This is a genomic window from Aurantimicrobium sp. MWH-Uga1 (assembly GCF_003325955.1).
In the GTDB taxonomy this organism is placed as follows: Bacteria; Actinomycetota; Actinomycetes; order Actinomycetales; family Microbacteriaceae; genus Aurantimicrobium.
This window is the reverse complement of sequence record NZ_CP030929.1, coordinates 850,489-867,427: the sequence shown is the minus strand read 5'-3', so window position 1 is coordinate 867,427 and position 16,939 is coordinate 850,489. Positions and strand designations below refer to the sequence as shown.

General features: G+C 48.7%; 17 protein-coding genes. 14 read left to right on the top strand and 3 right to left on the bottom strand.

From position 1 onward, the window contains the following. Nucleotides 1–25: 25 nt before the first annotated feature. On the top strand, nucleotides 26–2,275 hold the full coding sequence (locus AURUGA1_RS04305) for a bifunctional (p)ppGpp synthetase/guanosine-3',5'-bis(diphosphate) 3'-pyrophosphohydrolase (protein ID WP_114129032.1): 2,250 nt from the start codon (nucleotides 26–28) through the stop codon (nucleotides 2,273–2,275). Here AURUGA1_RS04305 and AURUGA1_RS04300 read toward each other — a convergent pair. The 3 genes from AURUGA1_RS04300 to AURUGA1_RS04290 form a co-directional block, all read right to left on the bottom strand. Beyond that, the gene (locus tag AURUGA1_RS04300; RefSeq protein ID WP_114129031.1) at nucleotides 2,254–2,790 is read right to left on the bottom strand and encodes a hypothetical protein; all 537 of its coding nucleotides are present in this window, start codon (nucleotides 2,788–2,790) and stop codon (nucleotides 2,254–2,256) included. The genes AURUGA1_RS04305 and AURUGA1_RS04300 overlap by 22 nt on opposite strands. Nucleotides 2,791–2,848: 58 nt before the next feature. Further along, nucleotides 2,849–4,072: a DUF349 domain-containing protein gene (locus AURUGA1_RS04295; protein WP_114129030.1), complete on the bottom strand. Its 1,224-nt coding sequence runs from the start codon at nucleotides 4,070–4,072 to the stop codon at nucleotides 2,849–2,851. A gap of 77 nt (nucleotides 4,073–4,149) precedes the next feature. Then, a complete protein-coding gene (locus AURUGA1_RS04290) occupies nucleotides 4,150–4,911 on the bottom strand; it encodes a peptidylprolyl isomerase (RefSeq protein ID WP_114129029.1) in 762 nt (253 codons plus the stop codon). 24 nt (nucleotides 4,912–4,935) lie between these two features. On the opposite strand from AURUGA1_RS04290, the gene AURUGA1_RS04285 reads away from it, so the two are divergent. From AURUGA1_RS04285 to nusB, 13 genes are all read left to right on the top strand, one after another. Then, on the top strand, nucleotides 4,936–6,297 hold the full coding sequence (locus AURUGA1_RS04285) for a replication-associated recombination protein A (RefSeq protein ID WP_114129028.1): 1,362 nt from the start codon (nucleotides 4,936–4,938) through the stop codon (nucleotides 6,295–6,297). Nucleotides 6,298–6,438: 141 nt separating this feature from the next. Beyond that, nucleotides 6,439–7,068, top strand: coding sequence for a 30S ribosomal protein S4 (gene rpsD / locus AURUGA1_RS04280; protein ID WP_114129027.1), 630 nt, complete (start codon nucleotides 6,439–6,441; stop codon nucleotides 7,066–7,068). Nucleotides 7,069–7,183: 115 nt separating this feature from the next. Then, the gene (locus tag AURUGA1_RS04275) at nucleotides 7,184–7,372 is read left to right on the top strand and encodes a hypothetical protein (RefSeq protein ID WP_114129026.1); all 189 of its coding nucleotides are present in this window, start codon (nucleotides 7,184–7,186) and stop codon (nucleotides 7,370–7,372) included. Between the two features lie 2 nt (nucleotides 7,373–7,374). Then, nucleotides 7,375–10,035 (top strand): alanine--tRNA ligase, encoded by a 2,661-nt coding sequence (alaS, locus tag AURUGA1_RS04270; RefSeq protein WP_114129025.1) that lies wholly within the window; start codon nucleotides 7,375–7,377, stop codon nucleotides 10,033–10,035. Beyond that, nucleotides 10,035–10,499, top strand: a complete 465-nt coding sequence (ruvX, locus tag AURUGA1_RS04265) for a Holliday junction resolvase RuvX (protein WP_114129024.1) — start codon at nucleotides 10,035–10,037, stop codon at nucleotides 10,497–10,499. The genes alaS and ruvX overlap by 1 nt, the downstream gene beginning before the upstream one ends. Before the next feature lie 137 nt (nucleotides 10,500–10,636). Then, nucleotides 10,637–11,692, top strand: coding sequence for an endolytic transglycosylase MltG (gene mltG, locus AURUGA1_RS04260; protein ID WP_162784056.1), 1,056 nt, complete (start codon nucleotides 10,637–10,639; stop codon nucleotides 11,690–11,692). Between the two features lie 3 nt (nucleotides 11,693–11,695). Next, on the top strand, nucleotides 11,696–12,538 hold the full coding sequence (locus AURUGA1_RS04255; protein WP_114129022.1) for a shikimate dehydrogenase: 843 nt from the start codon (nucleotides 11,696–11,698) through the stop codon (nucleotides 12,536–12,538). A gap of 52 nt (nucleotides 12,539–12,590) precedes the next feature. After that, entirely contained in the window at nucleotides 12,591–13,787 is a 1,197-nt protein-coding gene (aroC, locus tag AURUGA1_RS04250; protein WP_114129021.1) for a chorismate synthase, read from the top strand. Nucleotides 13,788–13,792: 5 nt separating this feature from the next. Beyond that, the gene (locus AURUGA1_RS04245) at nucleotides 13,793–14,314 is read left to right on the top strand and encodes a shikimate kinase (RefSeq protein ID WP_114129020.1); all 522 of its coding nucleotides are present in this window, start codon (nucleotides 13,793–13,795) and stop codon (nucleotides 14,312–14,314) included. Beyond that, entirely contained in the window at nucleotides 14,311–15,396 is a 1,086-nt protein-coding gene (gene aroB / locus AURUGA1_RS04240) for a 3-dehydroquinate synthase (protein WP_114129019.1), read from the top strand. The genes AURUGA1_RS04245 and aroB overlap by 4 nt, the downstream gene beginning before the upstream one ends. 18 nt (nucleotides 15,397–15,414) lie before the next feature. Further along, complete coding sequence (aroQ, locus tag AURUGA1_RS04235) at nucleotides 15,415–15,843, top strand: type II 3-dehydroquinate dehydratase (RefSeq protein ID WP_114129018.1); 429 nt, start codon at nucleotides 15,415–15,417, stop codon at nucleotides 15,841–15,843. A gap of 103 nt (nucleotides 15,844–15,946) precedes the next feature. Further along, the gene (gene efp / locus AURUGA1_RS04230; RefSeq protein ID WP_096381045.1) at nucleotides 15,947–16,510 is read left to right on the top strand and encodes an elongation factor P; all 564 of its coding nucleotides are present in this window, start codon (nucleotides 15,947–15,949) and stop codon (nucleotides 16,508–16,510) included. A gap of 3 nt (nucleotides 16,511–16,513) precedes the next feature. Continuing rightward, a complete protein-coding gene (gene nusB, locus AURUGA1_RS04225; protein WP_114129017.1) occupies nucleotides 16,514–16,927 on the top strand; it encodes a transcription antitermination factor NusB in 414 nt (137 codons plus the stop codon). The last annotated feature ends 12 nt before the right edge of the window (nucleotides 16,928–16,939 follow it).

Genomic DNA, 16,939 nt, shown 5'->3' with positions numbered 1-16,939 from the left:
ATAATAGAAACTTCAGGGAGGCGCTATGGTTGATACAACAAGTTCAGTATCACTGAGACGCCTTGTGCCTCGAATATTTAGCAAGGCACAGCCAACAGGTGGTTTTGAACGTCTAGTCAAAACTGTTAGACAACACCATCCACGTACTGATGTTCTACAACTTGAGGAAGCATACCAAGTTGCTTATCAGGCTCACGAAGGCCAAATACGTCGCTCTGGTGAGCCATACATCACCCATCCGGTAGCAGTTGCCCAGATACTTGCGGAATTGGGAATTGGGCCCAAAACAGTTATTGCTGCTTTGCTGCACGACACTGTTGAAGACACGGACTACACCCTTGAACAGTGCAGGGAACAGTTTGGTGCTGAAGTCGCCATGTTGGTCGATGGGGTAACAAAGCTCGACAAAGTGAAATATGGTGACAGCGCCCAAGCAGAGACAGTTCGCAAAATGATCGTGGCGATGTCCAAGGATATTCGCGTTCTGGTTATCAAGCTGGCAGACCGACTTCACAATGCTCGCACATGGGGATTTATGCCCGTCGAGTCGGCCCAGCGTAAAGCTCGGGAAACACTGGAAATTTATACCCCTCTCGCTCACCGTTTGGGAATCCAAACATTGAAATGGGAACTCGAAGATCTCTCATTTGCAGTGCTCCACCCCAAGATCTATCAAGAAATTGAGAATCTCGTCGCTCAACGAACTCCCGAAAGAGAGTCTTTTGTCCAGTCTGTGATCAGGGACGTTGAACAAGACCTCAAGGCTGCTCGTATTCGTGGTGAAGTCAAGGGGCGCCCAAAGCAGTTTTATTCGATCTATCAAAAGATGGTGCTTCGAGGTCGCGAATTTGATGAAATTTACGATCTCGTTGGTATCAGAGTAATCGTCAATAGCGTTCGCGACTGTTATGGAATTTTGGGTTCCATACATGCCAGGTGGAATCCCATTCCTGGTCGTTTCAAGGACTACATCGCAACTCCTAAATTCAACCTGTACCAATCTCTGCACACCACTGTCATGGGGCCCAAGGGACGTCCGGTGGAGATCCAGATACGTACACCTGAAATGCATCATCGTGCTGAGTTCGGTGTAGCCGCACATTGGATGTACAAAGACCGAATGGCCACTGGAAAGAGTGATGACAAGCTATCGGTTCAGGACACAGATATGGCTTGGCTTGCACACATTTCAGACTGGCAAGCAGAAACAGAGGATCCAGGCGAGTTCCTTGATTCTCTACGTTTTGAAATTGGCGCCAAAGAGGTTTATGTATTCACTCCCAAAGGCCGTGTGATCGGCCTTCCTTCAGGTGCAACTCCTATCGACTTTGCATATGCTGTACACACGGAAATTGGCCACAGGACGATGGGCGCCAAAGTCAACGGCCGACTCGTTCCGCTTGAAAGCAAACTTTCTAGCGGCGATGTGATCGAAATTCTTACTTCAAAGAACCCAGATGCAGGTCCGAGTAAGGACTGGTTGAACTTTGTTCAGAGCACGCGGACACGTAACAAGATCAAACAGTGGTTCACAAAGGAACGCCGTGATGAAGCTATAGAGCAAGGCAAGGATGCCATTGCGCGAGCAATGCGCAAACAAAATCTTCCACTGCAGAAGCTCATGACACAAGATTCTCTAGCAGAAGTAGCCAGTACTCTTCGCTATGAAGATGTTTCGATGCTCTATGCAGCTGTTGGGGAAGGTCACGTTTCAACTCAGTCTGTGATTGAAAAGATTCTTTCCAGCATCCATGAAGATGGAGACACGGAAGAAGTCGAATTTGTTTTCCCCACACGCGGACCCTCAAAACCGCTACTGCACAGCGACTCTGGAGTGTTGGTGAGGGGGGCGCCAGATATTTTGGTCAAACTGGCCAAGTGCTGCACCCCTGTTCCTGGAGATGCGATTTCTGGTTTTGTTACACGCGGCCAGGGGGTTTCTGTTCATCAAACGAGTTGCCACAATGTGCAGAATATGCTCAACGAACCTGAACGGATGATTGAGGTCGAATGGTCACCTTCGTCGAAGAGCGTATTCCTCGTACAAATTCAAATTGAGGCTTTAGACCGTTCTGGTTTGCTCTCAGATGTTACCCGTGTTCTTTCAGAACATCATGTCAACATACTTTCTGCGACGGTCAGCACGTCGCAAGATCGCTTAGCGTTAAGCCGTTTTGTTTTTGAAATGAGCGACGTTACGCATCTTGATCGTGTCTTGAACGCTGTTCGACGCATTGATGCTGTTTACGATGTTTACCGCGTATCCGAGGGATAATTTATCTCCCGTACTCTGTGAAGTGCCACTTGTTTATGCGGAATGATCCCTCTTTCATGAATAAACATCTCGATGTCTCCTATAGACAACTGATAATGCGTAATGAGCTCAGATACGAGTTTTTTGGCGCGAAACCAGTCTTGAACTGGACATCGAAGTAAATCTGAAATAGTTCGAAGTGGTGTTGTAACTCCACTCTTTCCCTCAATCCAGTAATGATGCGAGGCTAAAGTTCGTTCTTCAATACATATTTCGATGTTCTGTGCCTCTCGTAGCCTGTGCGGTCCAACCACGCTTGCTGTTGGACGTTGAGGTTTCATCCCAATTCCCAATGCCCATGACGCCGCAAAACTAGTAAGTACCATCGGGACGTTTTCCTGAGCTAACACACTCTGACTTTTATCCAGCCAATCGAGTGAGCTATCTACGAGAAAGTCGCCAATAATTTCACCATCAAGTCTGAAACTGGAAAGTTCAGCAGGCGAATATTCGAATGTATTTACAGCAAGTTCCATTCGCACATTGTTGTTTATTCTGAACAACAACTACGAGAAACAATTCAAATTGTGGAAACTATTTGGAGAGAACAGCGAGCCACTCTTTTTGAGTCTTTATCGCTGCTTCTAAATCGGCAATTTTTGCTGTGTTCTTTTCGTTTTTTGCAGATACAAGCTCAGACTCAAGAGTTGCGATTTTGTCTTGAATTTGTCCGGCGAGACCTTCAGATCGAGCAATTTTTTCAGGATTGGAAGCATTCCAGTGAGTGTCTTCCAAGGCCCGAACTGCTTGTTCGACTTTCCGCATGCGGTCTTCTGTGCTCTTAAATTGTGCGCGAGGAACTTTCCCTGCTGCATCCCACTTTTTTTGAATTGCATTGAGTTTCGAACGAGCCTCCACGCGATCGGTAGCTGTGAGAAGTGTTTCAGCTTCAACGAGTAATGCAAGTTTGACCTCAAGGTTGCCAGCGAATGATTCATCCTCCGCCTCATCAGCTGACTTCTTTGCAGCATAAATGGCATCACCTGCGGCCTTGAATCGTGACCAGAGTGCATCATCTATCTTTTTGCCAGCACGTGGGGCTAGTTTCCATTTATCTAGCAAAGATCGGTAAGCAGTAACATTTCCCTTGCCATCAGCAACGAGTGCTTCAGCTTGTGAAATGAGTTCTTCTTTAGCGGATTTTGCGCTTTTGTTTTTCGCATCTAATTCAGCAAAGAATGCTCGACGGTGCTGGTCGAGTTGATGACGAGCATCTCGGAAGCGCTTCCAGAGCTCATTTGCTTCTGTCTTGCTAAGGCGGGGTCCTGATTTTTGCGCCGACTGCCACTGGGCAAAAAGTTCATCAACCTTTTTTGTGGTTTGTTTCCATTGAATTTTTTGGGAATCAATGGCTGCTAGCTTTTCCATTTCAGAGACGATAGCTTCACGTTCGGCTTTAGCCTTCTCAAGAGCCTCGACGTGCTTTTCTTTTTCAGCAGCAGAAAGCTCATCTAAAGATGCTGAGAGTTTGTTGGCACGTTCAGCTAGTGCGTCGTAGTTTCCAATTCCTGCCCGTGCGTCAATTTGTTCAGAAATTTTAGAAATGCTTTCGGCAATTTCTGAGGCTGATGCACCATTTTTAGCACGTTGCTCGAGAAGAACGAGCGCGGAATTTGTGTCATTGAATTTACGTTCAAAGTAGGCAATTGCCTCTTCGGCAGATACATCTGGGTATTGACCAACCAGCCGTTCGTTGGAACCCTCAACAACATAAACGTTGCCATCAGAATCAACGCGTACTTGTGTCTTTTCAGACATATTTTTTCTACCTCAAGTTGTGAATAAAGAACGTGAGCTTAAAGCCTATGTCACTGAGTCACGTTTCAACATTGTCGTTACTGTACAGATATTGATGTAATGGTCACAGGAACCTTCGGTTTCCCATCGGTACCACCATTTTCCGTTCCCTGACTTGTCACCGTTGAGATGAGTTCTGGAAGTCCGGAAGTAATTCGACCAATCACGGTATACCCACCGGCGTCATCGCTGGGGATAGTGCTGTCTTGGTACACAATAAAGAATTGACTACCCATTGAAGAACCGTTGCCGCCCTGGCGAGCCATTGCAATTGTTCCGGCGGGATAGAAATCATCTGTTGGAGCATTTTCTACTGGCCCATAGCTGTAGCCTGGTCCGCCAGAACCATCCCCGTTAGGGTCTCCACATTGAAGCACGTAAATGCCTTCGGTTGTGAGGCGGTGGCAACTTATCCCTTCATAGAAGCCACTGTTCACAAGGGAAACGGTGCTAGCAACTGCCTGAGGCGATGCGGCCCCATCGAGTTCAAAAGTGATAGGTACACCAGCTACATTCATTGAACCTGTCCATGTACGATTTTCGCTCAACGTGGGATCAGGTGCAGATACTCCTGTCTCTGATGCGGTGGGAAGAGGTGCTGGGTTAAGTGTTGTAAAGACTGCAGAGAAAATCCCAAGTCCTAATGCCAGGACAACAACGAGTGCAGAAGACCAGACTGCAGTTTTCTGAATGCGCCTTTTCTTCTGAAGTGCCTTTTCGTGTGCCGCTTTACGCTCTTCATACGTTTTTGCTCTGTTCAAAACATCTTTAGATACGCGGTTTTCATTCTTCTGTGCCATAGGTGTCAACGCTAATCTGTGAGTATGGCTCAAGGCGAATCGACACTCGGCGGAAACACTGCCCCTCTTGCGGTTCGGATGAGACCACGAAACTTAGCTGAGATTGCAGGTCAAGAAAAATTAATGACAGCAGGGTCCCCGCTTCATGCTTTAGCTCAACCTGGGTCCACTAGTTCAGTTTCAGTTATTCTGTGGGGTCCACCCGGTACGGGGAAGACTTCACTGGCCCACGCTATTGCGGCATCTTCTGACAGGCGCTGTGTTGAACTCTCAGCGGTAACAGCCGGTGTTAAAGATGTCCGTTTAGTAATGGACGAGGCACAAAATCAACGTGACCTCTATGGGGTGAGAACTCTTCTCTTTCTCGACGAAATTCATCGATTTAGCAAGGCGCAACAAGACGCTCTCCTACCAGGAGTTGAAAACGGCTGGGTTACCCTCATTGCTGCTACTACAGAGAACCCCTCTTTCAGTGTTGTGACACCATTACTCTCTCGTTCTTTACTTCTCCGTCTTGAACCGTTGACCGATGAAGCATTATTTTCATTAATTGAGCGAGCACTTTCGGAACCTTATGGTCTCAATAACAAATTTCTTCTCGAAGATGATGCCTCGCAGGCGATAATTCGTTTTGCTTCGGGGGATGCACGTCGTGTGCTCACTTCTTTAGAAGCAGCCGCTTCTATCGCTCAGCAAACGTCAAAAAAGAAGTCGAAACAACTCAATATTTCCGCCGAACACGTAGCAGCTGCAGTGGACAGTGCTCTGTTGAGATATGACCGCAATGGTGATGAACATTACGACGTCATCAGTGCATTCATTAAGTCAATTCGTGGATCAGACCCTGACGCAGCTATTCATTACCTGGCTCGAATGATTGCAGCGGGGGAGGACCCTCGATTTATTGCTCGTCGGCTGGTCATATCTGCTTCAGAAGATATCGGTTTAGCCGATCCTCATGCACTGAGTGTCGCCACTGCAGCGGCGGACGCTGTGGCTTTCATTGGAATGCCAGAAGGCCGTATTCCTTTAGCTGAAGCGACGGTGTATTTGGCTACGGCACCTAAATCAAATGCTGCATACCTAGCAATCGATGCTGCTCTTAGTGACGTCAATGCCGGGAAAACCGGTGTTGTTCCCAACCATCTGCGTGATTCTCACTATCCAGGAGCGAAGAAACTAGGTCACGGTAAGGGATATATATATCCTCATGACAATCCTCTTGGAGTTGTACAGCAGCAATACCTGCCAGATTCGTTGATGGGTCGTATTTACTATGACCCTACTGAACACGGCAGTGAACGTGATATTCGTGCTCGTCTTGAAAAACTCCGAGCAATCACCAGGCGGGATTCTCCGCAGACTAAATCTCGTGATAGTCTTTAGACGTCTATTTCGACTGTGTAGCGCGGCTGCAACACAGTAGCGAAAGAATTGGATCGCCCTGTAGCCGGGCACCGTGGCAAATCCCTCGATTTTCGCCATTTTTGGCGTGTTCATTTTGTTTGTTCAATCGAAAAGGAAATTGTGTCTACTAAGTCACGTACCCGCAGCAAAACTCGTCTTTCGCGTGCCCTCGGCATCGCACTGACTCCTAAGGCAGCAAAGTACCTGGAAAAGCGTCCATACGCCCCAGGTGAGCACGGCCGCACCAAGCGCAAGGCTGACTCTGACTACGCAGTTCGTCTGCGTGAGAAGCAGCGTCTACGCGCTCAGTACGGTATCCGTGAAGCTCAACTTCGCAATGTCTTCCAAGAAGCTCGCAAGACCCAGGGTTTGACTGGTGAAAACCTGGTTGAGCTTCTCGAAATGCGTCTTGACGCACTCGTTTTGCGTGCAGGTTTTGCACGTACCACTGCTCAGGCTCGTCAGCTTGTTGTGCACCGTCACATTCTCGTTGACGGTCAGCTGGTTGACCGCCCATCTTTCCGCGTAAAGCCTGGACAGCTCATCCATGTTAAGCCACGCTCTGAGGTTCTTGAGCCCTTGCAGGTTGCTGCAGCTGGTGGTCACGCTGAAGTTCTTCCTCCGGTACCTGCTTACCTCGATGTTGAACTTGATAAGCTTCACGCAACTTTGGTGCGCCGCCCCAAGCGTTCAGAAGTCCCCGTCACTTGTGACGTTCAGTTGGTTGTTGAGTACTACGCAGCCCGCTAGACAAACCTTCTCGAAGGGTGTTGGTCTTTGGATCAACACCCTTCTGCGTTTAACTCTCGACCTTTGCTCGCATAGACTAGGTTTTCAGCATGTGCGTAAGTTCTCTGGAGAAATCATGAAGCAATTTTTTTGGCTCATTATCGGCTTAGTTGCTGGCTTTATCGTCGCCCACAAGGTGAACGAAACAGAGCAGGGTAGGGCTTTCTTTGCCAATCTTGATGCAAAAACTCGTGACTTCACTGATGCTCTCGTCGACGGCTATAAAGAGCGTGAAGCTGAACTTCGCGCAAACCGCAACAATTAATCATGCAGACTGCTGAGATTCGCCAGAGATGGCTTGATTTTTTTGCTGCCCGTGGTCACACAGTTGTGCCTTCAGCATCCCTCGTGAGCGACGATCCCACCCTTCTTTTTACCGTTGCAGGAATGGTTCCGTTTATTCCCTATCTCTCGGGAGTTGTTCCACCCCCATACCCACGCGCAACAAGTGTTCAGAAGTGCATACGTACTCTGGACATTGAAGAAGTAGGTAAAACTACTCGCCACGGCACGTTCTTCCAAATGAACGGTAACTTCTCTTTTGGCGACTATTTCAAAGAACAGGCAATTGAATATGCATGGGAGCTCCTGACAACTTCTGAAGCAGATGGTGGTCTTGGTTTTGCTGAGAGGGACCTCTGGGTAACTGTCTACGAAGATGATGATGAAGCCATCGGGTTCTGGAAGAAGACCGCTGGCCTGCCAGATGAACGCATTCAACGTCGTGGCAAGGAAGACAACTATTGGTCCACTGGTCAACCTGGTCCAGCTGGACCATGTTCAGAAATTTACTTTGACCGCGGTCCTGCCTACGGCATCGAAGGAGGCCCAGTTGCCGATGAAGATCGCTACATCGAAATATGGAACCTCGTATTCATGCAGTACTTGCGTGGTGAAGGAACCAGTAAGACCGAGTTTGAAATTTTAGGCGAACTTCCCAATAAGAACATTGACACTGGCATGGGGCTGGAGCGCGTTGCTTTCCTCAAACAGGGTGTTGAAAACCTGTATGAAATTGATCAGGTTCGCCCTGTGCTTGACCGTGCTGCAGATTTAGCAGGTGTCACTTACGGTGCCAACCAAGAAAACGACGTTCGTTTGCGTGTTGTAGCTGACCATGTCCGCTCAGCCTTGATGCTCATGGCTGATGGGGTTCAAGCATCCAACGAGGGCCGCGGCTATATTTTGCGCCGACTGCTGCGTCGTTCCGTTCGAGCGATGCGTCTACTGGGTGTTGATGCAGCAACCTTCCCGGAGTTGTTCACTGCTTCACGCGATGCTATGAAGGCGGCATATCCGGATGTGGAGAGTGAATACGCTCGAATTTCTCAAATTGCCTACGGTGAAGAAGAGACATTCCTAAAGACCCTGGCTTCCGGAACAACCATTCTGGATACTGCTGTTTCTGAGACCAAGAAGTCAGGTGCTAAAGCACTTGCTGGAGATACTGCGTTCCTCCTTCATGACACCTTTGGTTTCCCCATTGACCTCACTCTTGAAATGGCTGAAGAAGCAGGTTTGAGTGTTGACCGCGCCGCTTTTGACAAACTAATGCTTGATCAGCGAACACGAGCTAAAGCTGACGCGAAAGCAAAGAAGTCGATCCTTGCAGACCTGTCGATCTACACCGACCTTCGGGCAAAGGGCGAGACTGTCTTCACCGGTTATACCGATCTCGAAACAGAAACCAGCATCTTGGGTCTCCTCAAGGACGGTCTGCCTGTTCAGAGCGCATCCGCTGGTGATGTTGTCGAAGTTATTGTTGGCGCCACCTCACTTTATGCTGAATCTGGTGGTCAGGTTTCAGACGCAGGTTCCATCATTGGTGACGGGTTTGATCTTGAAGTTCTCGACGTTCAGAAACCAGTTAAGGGACTTGTTTCTCACACAGTTGAGGTACGCAGTGGCCAGGTTAATGCTGGTGCTGCCGCAACTACGGTTGTTGACAAGAACTACCGAGCTGCAGCTGCTGCTGCACATTCGGCAACCCACCTCGTCCACGCTGCTCTTCGCGAAGTACTCGGCGAAACAGCTCACCAGGCGGGATCGTTGAATAAAGCTGGATACATGCGCTTTGACTTCTCCTGGAACGATGCATTGTCTTCTGAAACGAAGACAGAAATTGAAGAGATTGCAAACAAAGCAATTTTGGCAGATTACGACGTCGTTACTCGAGAAATGGCCTTAGAAGAAGCTAAAAAGATGGGCGCAATGGCCCTCTTTGGTGAGAAATACGGTGAAACCGTGCGTATGGTGGACATCGGCGGCCCATGGTCACGGGAGTTGTGTGCTGGCACCCATGTTTCTCACTCTTCACAAGTTGGGCTGATCAACTTGATCAGTGAATCCTCTGTCGGATCATCCAACCGCCGTGTAGAAGCACTTGTTGGCGCTGACGCTTTCAAGTCTCTCGCCGCTGAACGTGCAATCGTGCACGAACTCAGTTCTTCGCTCAAAGCGCCACGCGATCAGGTCATCACTCGTGTTGCAGATCTGATGACGAGCTTGAAAGCAGCAGAGCGCAAAATCGCTGAATTCGAGGCAGCAGCCGTGCGTGAACAGATTCCCGCTCTGGTCAATGCCGCCGCTCCCGCGGGTAATGTCACGGCAATTGTTGAGAGTGTTTCAGGGGTTGCTTCAGTGGATGATTTGCGCAATTTGGTCACTGGAGTCCGCGAGAAAGTTCAATCAACTAACACAGTAATTGCTCTTGGTGCAGTCGTTGAGGACAAGCCTGTTGTCATCGTTGCTACTACCGAAGCGGCGCGTGACAAAGGTGCTAAAGCAGGCGCTTTAGCCAAATTGGCTGCCGGTGTTCTCGGTGGCGGTGGCGGCGGTAGAGACGACCTTGCTCAAGGCGGAGGTGCCAATACCGGTCAGCTCCCGACGGCTCTGGATGCTGTTCTCGCGGAGTTACGATCTCTCTAATGCGTGAAGGTGTTCGTCTTGGAATAGACGTTGGCACAGTTCGAATAGGCATTGCTCGCAGCGACAAAGATGGCCTGTTGGCAACACCTTATGAAACTCTGGAGAGAAACTCAGATTACCTGCACAGACTCTCAATGATTCTTGAAGAGATTTCGGTTTTCGAGATTGTTATTGGATTGCCACTCTCATTATCTGGAGAACACACTGCATCGACTAATGATGCACTTGAAGTTGCGCGAGCAATAGCGTCTGTTACAAAGATTCCAGTTAGGTTGATAGACGAGAGATTGACAACTGTATCTGCGCATTCGGCAATGAAAGCCGTTGGTAAAAATCAGAAAAAATCACGCCCTGTTATTGACCAAGTTGCTGCAGTTCTGATTTTGCAACAAGCCCTGGATTCCGAACGATCAACGGGACAACTGGCTGGTAAGGCTCTCAGCGAGTTTCCAGAGCAAGCCTGAAAAGGTTGTGTACTCTCAAAAGGTAGATTGCTACAAAGTTGGGATGGACTGTGGAAGAGAAAACTTCTGGAATGAGTCCACGACATAGATCACATAAGGGTGTTTCTGTGCCACAACACTTATCTGAAGGACAATCAATGAATAAGTCAAAGAAGATCTTTGTTGTTGTTGGATCTTTCTTGGCATTATTTGCCCTGGTTGGCGCTGTCATTGGTGGCTTGTTTGCTGCTGGGATTCTAGGCTCCGAACAGGACGATTACGCCGGTAGCGGCCAAGGTGAAGTTCTCTTTACCATTAGTGAAGGCGAATATGGCGATGCCATCGCAAGTAATCTCGTGGAATCTGGCGTCACTAAAAGTTTCGATGCTTTCTACTCATTACTTTTAGAGCAACCAGAGATTGTCTTTATTCCTGGTGTTTACAAACTCAAGAAAGAGATGTCAGCACAGTCAGCTCTCGATGCGCTCCAAGACCCGGCAAACAGAGTCGAGCTTAAAGCAACAATTCCTGAAGGAACAACGCTGAAGAACGTTTACAAAATTCTTTCAGAAGAGCTAGGAATTCCTCTCGCAGATTTTGAATCTGCTGGGGCTACTCCTTCCAACTTCAATGTTCCCGCCGAAGCATCCAATCTTGAAGGTTTCCTTTTCCCTGCTACCTATACTTTTTCACCCGGTGTAACTGCGGATACAGTTCTGCACACACTCGTGGATAAAGCAATTGCAACTCTCGATGAAGTTGGTGTGCCAGTTGAAGAGCGTTGGGATGTTATCCGACTCGCTTCCATCATTCAGCGAGAAAGTGGCCCCATTGAGGGAGATGCTTACAAAGTTTCCCGGGTATTTCACAACCGTTTAGATATCGGTGAAGTTCTCGGTTCAGACGTTACGACTTGCTACGGAGCGGGCTTAACCGGAATTGCTTGCCTAGACATCACACAAGCAGCTCTGGATGACACAACAAACCCATACAACACTCGGGTTCTTCCCGGGCTTCCGATTGGGCCAATTTCAAACCCTGGGGCTCTTGCAATCGACGCTGCCTATCGCCCAGCGGATGGTCCCTGGTTGTTCTTTGTGACTGTTAATCTCACCACTGGAGAGACAGTTTTCTCAGAAACTTCTGCTGAGCACGATGCGGCTGTCGAACAATACTTGCAATGGCGTCGCGACAACCCGAATGCAGTGAAATAAGTCATGACATCCATAACGACCCTGGCTGTCGTTGGTCATCCAATTGGTCACTCACTCTCACCAGTACTTCACCAAGCCGCTTACCAGGAACTTGGTCTTGACTGGAAGTACCTGGCAGTTGATGTTCAACCCGGAGAATTGAGCAAGTTTATTGATTCAACCGATGACACGCTCAGGGGCTTATCGGTTACCATGCCGCATAAAACAGCAGCGCTCGAAATAGCTGATGACATTGATCTCATTTCTGAACAGACACAGTCAGTGAATACGTTGTTGTTCGACCACTCTTCTGGGCAATGCACAACACACGGTTTCAATACAGATGTTTCTGGAATTGTTAATGCCAGTCATGACGTGGGGGTCGTTTCGGCTCGCCACGTTGCTGTTATTGGAAGCGGCGCAACGGCCTCATCCGCTGTTGTAGCGGCTGCAGAATTGGGGGCTGAACATGTTTCTGTCATTGCACGCACCCCACAAAAAGCGTTCCATCTTGAACAAGTCGGTCAACGATCAGGTGTAAATGTTTCGGTAACTCCTCTGTCGAAAATTGAGACAGTATCTCCTGTGAATTTAGCCATTTCTACTCTGCCAGGTGAAGTCGACCAGTCTCTTCAACACCTTTCCCGTACCCCACATGCTGCGCTACTTGATGTGGCATACAGCCCTTGGCCAAGCCGGCGTGGGACTGAATGGGCTAGCTCTGGTGGAGAGGTTATCAGTGGCCTGCGGATGCTTGCACACCAGGCCCTGATACAGGTGAGGATATTTGTTCAGGGAAATCCATTTGTGAAGCTGCCAAACGAAGAATCAGTGAAAAGAGCAATGTTTGAATCGGTTTCACTCTGAAGCTAGGAACAAGTCGGTCAATACTTCTCCTTGACTGTGACAAAATTGAAACATGCTTAGATGGCTTACTGCAGGTGAATCTCACGGCCCAGAACTAGTTGCAATACTTGAGGGTCTTCCTGCTGGTGTGCCCGTACTTGCTGAAGATATCCAAGCTGACCTACAGCGACGTCGACTGGGCTACGGCCGTGGCGCTCGAATGAAGTTTGAGCAGGATGAATTGTCCATTTCTGGGGGAGTCCGTCATGGCAAAACCCTGGGCGGTCCTATTGCCTTACGGGTAGGAAACAGTGAATGGCCCAAATGGGTCGATGTCATGAATCCCGCGCCAGTAGATCCAGCTGTTTTGCAATCCGGAAGAGGCGCCGCCCTTACTCGTCCACGTCCCGGACATGCAGATCTTGTCGGAATGCAAAAGTATGATTTTGACGAATCTCGTCCCATTCTTGAACGAGCAAGTGCTCGTGAGACTGCAGCTCGTGTAGCGCTCGGTGCGGTTGCTCGGTCTTTTCTTTCCGAACTTGGAATTTCTCTCGTCAGCCACACCATCGCGATCGGTCCGGTTTCTGTTCCAGAAGGTAAACCGCTCCCACGAGCAAAAGATGTTGCCACACTCGACGCCGATGAACTGCGCTGTTTCGATAAGGAAACTAGTGCGCTGATGTATGCCGAGGTAGATCAGGCTCACAAGGACGGAGACACCATTGGTGGCGTCGTCGAGGTTCTTGCATATGGTCTTCCTCCAGGGCTTGGATCACATGTGCACTGGGATAGGCGCTTGGATTCGCAACTAGCTGCTGCCTTGATGGGAATTCAAGCCATCAAGGGTGTTGAAGTCGGTGACGGATTCGAAACGACCAGACGTCGTGGCTCGGTAGCTCACGATGAACTCTTTGCTTCCGAAGCGGGAATATTGAGAGAAACAGATCGCGCCGGAGGTATTGAAGGCGGAATGAGCACTGGAACAGTCCTGCGAGTTCGTGCAGGAATGAAACCAATTGCTACAGTTCCACACGCTCTTCGCACAATAGATACGTCAACTGGTGAAGCTGCACCAGCACATCATCAGCGTTCCGACGTGTGTGCTGTTCCTGCAGCAGGTGTTGTTGCAGAGGCGATGGTTGCTTTGACTTTGGCCAACGCAGTTTTGGAAAAGTTTGGTGGCGATAACATTTCTGAAACAAAGCGCAACCTAGAGGGATATCTCGCAAATATTCCTTCTTCAGTACACACGGTTGTAGCTAAGTAGCCAATATGGCTATCCCACTCGCTGTATTTATCGGTCCTCCTGCTTCCGGTAAATCAAAAGTAGCGAAACGTGTTGCGTTAGAACTGAACGTTCCTCGCATAGATACAGACAAACTCGTTGTTGCACAATACGGACAAATCTCTGACATTTTTGACCATCAAGGGGAAGAAAAATTTAGGGGTTACGAACGCGCCGCTGTCAAAAATGCACTTCAAGAGGAAGCAATAGTGAGTTTAGGTGGGGGTGCAGTTCTCAACGCCGATACCCAAAATGAACTGAAAAGAGTACCTGTCGTTCTTCTCACTGTAAGCGAAGGTGCTGTAGCTGACCGAATTTTGGACCCAAAACGTCCCTTACTTCGAGATGGTATTTCTGCATGGAAAAAACTAGTTTCTGAACGTATGCCGATTTACCAAGATCTTGCTTGGCTAACTCTCGATACCTCAGCTGGTGATTTGGACGGTGTTGCCCACCGGGTATCAGAATGGATTCGTGCAGGATACCCACGAGAAAGTAGCTTGTCTTGACTGTTTCGCAAATTACTGTAACTGGCGGCGGAGAGTATGTGGTCAATATTGGTCGTGGCATGCTTTCCGATGCTGAGACTTTCTTGGGACCAATTCTTGGGACTGCAGTCCACAAAGTTCTCATTATTCACCCGCCAACTTTGGGGGCTGTTGCTGCCAAACTACGTGAAGACTTACTTGTAGATAGAGAAGTACTGTTAGCTGAAGTCCCGGATGCTGAAAATGCGAAGCGGGTTGAAGTGGCTGCTTTTTGCTGGCAAATTCTTGGACAAGCCGATTTCACTCGGTCTGACGCCATTATCGGTTTGGGCGGTGGTGCTGTTACAGATCTTGCGGGCTTCGTTGCTGCTACCTGGTTACGTGGCGTAAAGCTCATTCACATACCAACTACTGTTCTTGCAATGGTCGACGCCTCTGTAGGCGGCAAGACGGGAATTAACACAACTGAGGGTAAAAATTTGGTGGGCGCCTTTTATGCCCCACACGCTGTTGTCTGCGATCTTGATGTTCTTGAAAATCTTCCCCGGAATGAGTTGCTGGCAGGCTTTGCAGAAATCGTCAAGTGTGGCTTCATCGCAGACGAAGAGATACTGACAATCCTTGAGGCAGATATTGACCGGGCAACAGATCCTGCATCGCAAGAGTTTCAGCGGCTCATTGAATTGTCTGTAGGAGTTAAAGCCCGCGTCGTATCAGAAGACTTCACTGAACAGGGGCAACGAGAAATTCTCAATTACGGTCACACGTTAGGCCATGCCATTGAACATGCAGAACGCTACACATGGCGCCATGGCGCAGCTATAAGTATCGGAATGATGTTTGCCGCTGAACTCTCTCGTATGACCCAGAACCTTCCTGATTCTGTCGTTGATAGACAAAAGAAGATTCTCGAATCTCTAACTTTGCCAACGACATACAAATCTGAGGCCTGGGAACATCTCTTGGGCACGATGAAACGGGATAAAAAGGCTCGTGGCTCAATGTTGCGTTTTGTTGTTCTCAGAGACATAGCCCAACCAACTGTTTTGAACGTGCCAGACACGTCAATTCTCTACACCGCATACCAAGAGCTCTCGGAATAATTTCGTTAGTCTAACTTCATGGCAAGAATACTCGTACTGAACGGACCCAACCTTGGTCGTCTGGGAACCAGAGAGCCAGAAGTTTATGGTTCTCAAAATCTTGATGATTTACGCAAGGTACTTGCTTCTGACGCACCACGTGTTGAAGTTGATGTGCGCCAAACAGACTCTGAGCCAGAACTCATGTCATGGCTTTATGAAGCAGCGGACACCCGCACACCGGTTATTTTGAATCCCGCCGCGTTCACCCACTACTCATATGCATTGCGAGATGCAGTTTCAATGGTAACTAGTGCGGGTATCCCGCTTATTGAGGTTCATATTTCCAATCCTCATGCTCGTGAAGCTTTCCGCCATAACAGTGTTATTTCCGCAGTTTCAACAGGCGTCATTGCTGGATTTGGTTTTGATTCCTACCGTCTAGCGCTCACACAACTCACCCGTTAATTTCTGAGGTTTCGTTCTACCCTTCAGTCCAGACATAGAATTGTCTTTTGGGCGCTGAAAACTAAGCGCCCAACCGCGTTTACTCACATCTTAAGGATTACTCATGGCAACGACTGCTGACATAAAGAACGGAATCGTTCTCAACATCGATGGTGCACTTTGGACCATCATCGAGTTTCAGCATGTAAAGCCTGGTAAGGGCGGTGCTTTCGTCCGCACCAAGATGAAGAACCTCATGACTGGCAAAGTCGTCGACAAGACCTACAACGCTGGCACAAAGATTGACATCACAAATGTTGATCGTCGCGACTTCCAATACCTTTACAACGATGGCAACGAGTATGTTTTCATGGATAAAGACAACTACGAACAGCTTCCTGTTTCAGCTGCAGTTGTCGGAGATGCAAAAAACTACATGCTGGAAAACCAGGATGTTCAAATTGCGTTGCATGAAGGTTCTCCACTTTATGTTGACCTCCCCGCAACAGTTGTTCTCGAAATCACCTACACCGAGCCTGGTCTGCAGGGTGACCGCTCGACCGGTGGCAACAAGCCTGCGACAGTTGAAACAGGTCTAGAAATCCAGGTCCCACTGTTCTTGGAAATCGGCACCAAGGTGAAGGTTGACACGCGCGATGGTTCCTACCAGGGTCGCGTAAACGACTAATTCATGAGCGCACGAACAAAAGCGCGTAAGCGCGCACTGGATGTGCTCTTTTCTGCTGATGTGAGAGATATCTCACTGACAGAAGCTCTTGAAGCGGAAGCAGAAAGAGCAGCAAACGAACCCGATCGTGCAACTTCGTGGCTCTACGCTCGCGAAATCATCGACGGTGTCATTGACCACGGTGTGGAAATCGACGAAACCATTGAAACCTATTCCCGTGGTTGGTCTTTAGAGCGTATGCCTGCGGTTGATCGTGCCATAGTTCGCATCGCTGTGTGGGAAATTCTTTACAACACTGACGTTCCAGCGGCAGTCGCTGTTGATGAAGCTGTTGAAGCTGCCAAAACCTTATCAACGGACGAATCTGCCGGATTTGTAAATGGTTTGTTAGCTACTATCGCTTCCACGGCAAACTGATACACTAAGACT